The sequence below is a fragment of the Phormidium sp. CCY1219 genome (assembly GCF_055795085.1).
In genome coordinates this window covers 1-3,467 of the sequence record NZ_JAYFEQ010000696.1, presented here as the reverse complement: position 1 = coordinate 3,467, position 3,467 = coordinate 1, and the positions used below count along the sequence as shown (strand labels likewise).

The window sequence follows — 3,467 nt, the reverse complement described above, 5'->3', positions numbered from 1 at the left end:
TAACATCCCGTGAGGGCAGACTTGCATCATGCAGAAATGTCGGTAGCAAAGGCGTTTCATTGGCGAGAGATAAAAGGCGATTGAACGAAATAAGTAAAGGGAAGCCTTCGGGCAACCTATAGAGGCGTATTTGACTTCGCCTAAGAGTCCGTTTTTCGGAAGTTCTAAAATCCCTCCGGGGAATCCCCGTCTCTTTAGAGCTCGGAGTAGTCAATGGGAAGGGATCGGTACCGCTGTGTGTGACGCGATCGCCGATTGGCGCAACTATCCACCCTCGGCGCGCTTGCCTTTTCGTCTGGCTAATTACCGAGGTTCCTATTTGGCGCTTGTACTCAAAATCGTTACGATTATGATATGGTTGTAACGGTTCGTTAACAATCACTCTTGGCAATCGCGAGTAAGGAGTTCAATGCCTTAAGCGCAAGCCAGCGCGAGTAGATCAACCCGAAAGAAAGGAGAATCAACTTATGACTCACCACGAAGGATGTCTTCGGGTCGGCCAAGAAGCCCCCGACTTCACGGCAACTGCTGTTGTAGATCAGGAATTCAAGACGATTAAACTGTCTGATTATCGGGGCAAGTATGTGGTCTTGTTCTTCTATCCCCTTGACTTTACCTTCGTTTGCCCGACGGAAATTACGGCGTTTAGCGATCGCTATGAAGAATTCAGCTTCCTCGGCACCGAAGTGCTCGGCGTTTCTGTGGATAGCGAATTCTCCCACCTGGCTTGGATTCAAACCGATCGCAAGTCTGGCGGTGTCGGCGATCTGAACTATCCGTTGGTTTCCGATATCAAGAAGGAAGTCAGCGGAGCTTACAATGTCTTAGATCCCGAAGCGGGAATCGCTCTGCGCGGTCTGTTCATTATCGACAAAGAAGGCATTATCCAGCACGCTACTATCAACAACCTGGCTTTTGGCCGCAACGTGGATGAAACTCTGCGGACTCTGCAAGCCATCCAGTACGTGCAAACTCACCCGGATGAAGTCTGCCCCGCCGGTTGGCAGCCCGGATCCAAGACGATGAATCCCGATCCGAAGAAGTCCAAAGAATACTTCGCGGCTGTATAGTCGCTCGGTTTGGATTGCAGCGCAAGAGCAGTTCTGTTCTCTATAGAAGCTGCAATCCAACCGCTCGATTCCAATCGCCGAGAATTAGATCGCCCCAACACTGCACCTGAAAGTGCTACTCTCATAAAGTGTTGGGGTTTAATTTTATTTATGTTGTGTACTCCCCCCCCCCCATCTGGAGCGATAAAAAAAACTCATGCTGACATCTACGGATTTTAGTGGCTTATTCAATCAGCGCTTTTTCAACAATTTTCTGCCCATTCCGGCGACGAATAAGTTATACTCAGAAGTTTGTCCCCCGGATTTTGAACTGCCCCTGGTTAATGGTGAGGGTTCGATCCGCTTATCCAGCTACCGGGGAAAGCAACCGGTGGTGCTGGAATTTACCCGCATTTTTACGGAAAAGCAATACTGTCCCTTGTGCTTTCCCCATATTAAGGCCATGAATGAGGCTTACGAACAATTTCGCGAGGCGGGTGCGGAACTGTTAATCGTCACCAGTACCGACCTCGAACAAAGCAAAATCGTGGTGCGGGATCTGGGGTTGAAAATGCCCTTGCTCAGCGATCCGACTTGTGCGGTGTTTCGCGCCTATGGCACCGGTCAAGCCCTGGGTGCCCCCCTACCAGCGCAATATATCCTGGACAAAGAGGGCAAACTGCGCTTTAAGCATTTGTTTTCTTTCTTGGATCCCAATGCGGGGGTTGAACGCCTGTTAGAGGGTTTGGCAAAACTCTAAGGGAAGCGAGGCGATCGCCTCGATCTGATTGTCTGCCCTTCCCGAAAACGCCATTCTCTTTTACCATATCCTCTGGAGGGTTGCTGTTTGATGACACAGCGACCCCCCGATTGGCGATCGCTATTCAGACTGGATCGGTACGCGATCGCCGCTTTCTCACAAAGTAATATCGCCGATCCGGTTGTTTATTCGGAAAACTTTCATGCTCAAAAAACTCAAAGGCGGATTTTTGTTATTCATTGGCTACATGCTTTCTCCCTTATCTTGGTGGAACGACTTATTTTTTAACTTGCCGATCGCCTATGGGTTCGCCTATCTTTTTAGTTGGATGAATTCCGATTTATTCGTGCCCTTGACCATTGTTGGCTATTGGATTTCTAATATTTTGGGAATTTTAATGATGCAGTTTGGACTCGCCGATGCGATCGGGCAAGACAAGCCAGAGCGCAATCTTAAAAAAGAGTTACTGGTCGGGTTTGCCTCCTCCACTGTCTACACGATCGCCATTGTGGGATTAATGCAATTTCACATTCTGGAAACCCCAGCTTTTTTGTTGGGACTGAATTAAGCCTAGGAAGTCATCGGTTTAAGAGAGATAATCCGAGGAACATAACCTCCTATAGCTACTGCTGTTAAGTGGATTTATTCAAGCAAGAGCATGCGCGATTCAAAAGAAAAAATCATGGAAGGAATGGCAGATCACCTGAAAAATTTTGTGGAAAAGCCATCACCAGCGTTTGGCGGATTGCCCATTTGTCCCTTTTCTAAAAAAGGGCGTCAGGACGGAAAAATAATGTATGAAATTCATCCCTTTCCCCCGACTATTACTGAAAAATTACCCGAAAGACTTAACGAGGTATTCAGCGAATTTTGTCACAACCAGAATGCGGAAGTGCTGATGGTCATTCACCCGGATTCCGAAGCCATAACAGTAAAAGAAATGGAAGGTTTTATGGAGGAATTAAATAAAAAAATAGCAGAAATGGATTTAGTGGCCTTTGGCGGTCATCCCCGCGATCGCTTCAATATCCAAGGGGTTTATACCCGCCAAGCTCCCTACATTCATTTTACCGTCCAAAGAAACCCGGACGTGAAACGCGCTTCCGAGATATTGGCCCAAACCCCCTATTATGAAAACTGGACGCGAGAAAATTTAAACCAGGTGGGTTTTCCCCAGCGAGAGGAAACCTAGTAGAGTAGCACAATCCCAGTGGCATACCTAGGGGTCAATAGAAAGGGAGGATGCCAGACAGAGGCGCGAGTCGGAGTCGAACCATTGTCGGCACCAGGAGAAGGTGGGTAGTGGCGCTCGTCCTGGTAGATGGGCCGGGAGTGGCGATCGCGCCTGGGGGGAAGTCCTGCGATCGCAGACACTATCCGTAGGTGGCGCAGGGAGATTTACCCCCTGGTTTTCAAAGCGTCGCTTTTTGCGCCGAGACGATCGTCGCCAGGGTGCTTGTAGGGGAGCTAAGACTCAGGGTAAGGAAAAGCTCGGGAAATCGATTACCCCCGTTGCACGAGGAAATCCGCCCAAAAGAGAACGCGATTTGGGGAGCGCGCTACCCCCGTCGCCAGGAGATTAAGTCAGGGACTCCGTAGAAACCAACCCCATGTCTAAAGCCAGGGGCTTGTACTTCTAACCACCTGACCAGCCTAAA

Annotated in this window: 5 protein-coding genes; all 5 read left to right on the top strand. The window is 49.1% G+C overall.

Annotated elements, in window-relative coordinates; translation table 11 throughout:
* Positions 1 to 467 precede the first annotated feature (467 nt).
* The 5 genes from AC0QH1_RS20405 (at position 468) to AC0QH1_RS20385 (ending at position 3,192) form a co-directional block, all read left to right on the top strand.
* Entirely contained in the window at positions 468 to 1,070 is a 603-nt protein-coding gene (locus tag AC0QH1_RS20405; protein ID WP_324633144.1) for a peroxiredoxin, read from the top strand.
* A 196-nt stretch (positions 1,071 to 1,266) separates the two neighbouring features.
* On the top strand, positions 1,267 to 1,809 hold the full coding sequence (locus tag AC0QH1_RS20400; RefSeq protein WP_324633143.1) for a peroxiredoxin family protein: 543 nt from the start codon (positions 1,267 to 1,269) through the stop codon (positions 1,807 to 1,809).
* Between the two features lie 202 nt (positions 1,810 to 2,011).
* Positions 2,012 to 2,377 (top strand): DUF7980 family protein, encoded by a 366-nt coding sequence (locus AC0QH1_RS20395; RefSeq protein ID WP_324633142.1) that lies wholly within the window; start codon positions 2,012 to 2,014, stop codon positions 2,375 to 2,377.
* Between the two features lie 90 nt (positions 2,378 to 2,467).
* Positions 2,468 to 3,001 carry a hypothetical protein gene (locus tag AC0QH1_RS20390; protein WP_324633141.1) on the top strand — a complete coding sequence of 178 codons (534 nt, stop codon included), beginning with the start codon at positions 2,468 to 2,470 and terminating at the stop codon, positions 2,999 to 3,001.
* Positions 3,002 to 3,051: 50 nt separating this feature from the next.
* Positions 3,052 to 3,192 (top strand): hypothetical protein, encoded by a 141-nt coding sequence (locus AC0QH1_RS20385; protein WP_324633140.1) that lies wholly within the window; start codon positions 3,052 to 3,054, stop codon positions 3,190 to 3,192.
* Positions 3,193 to 3,467: the final 275 nt, after the last annotated feature.

Coding starts and splice junctions, on each gene's coding strand:
- AC0QH1_RS20405 (WP_324633144.1), top strand. CDS start 468: ATGACTCACCACGAAGGATGTCTTCGGGTCGGCCAAGAAGCCCCCGAC.
- AC0QH1_RS20400 (WP_324633143.1), top strand. CDS start 1,267: ATGCTGACATCTACGGATTTTAGTGGCTTATTCAATCAGCGCTTTTTC.
- AC0QH1_RS20395 (WP_324633142.1), top strand. CDS start 2,012: ATGCTCAAAAAACTCAAAGGCGGATTTTTGTTATTCATTGGCTACATG.
- AC0QH1_RS20390 (WP_324633141.1), top strand. CDS start 2,468: ATGCGCGATTCAAAAGAAAAAATCATGGAAGGAATGGCAGATCACCTG.
- AC0QH1_RS20385 (WP_324633140.1), top strand. CDS start 3,052: ATGCCAGACAGAGGCGCGAGTCGGAGTCGAACCATTGTCGGCACCAGG.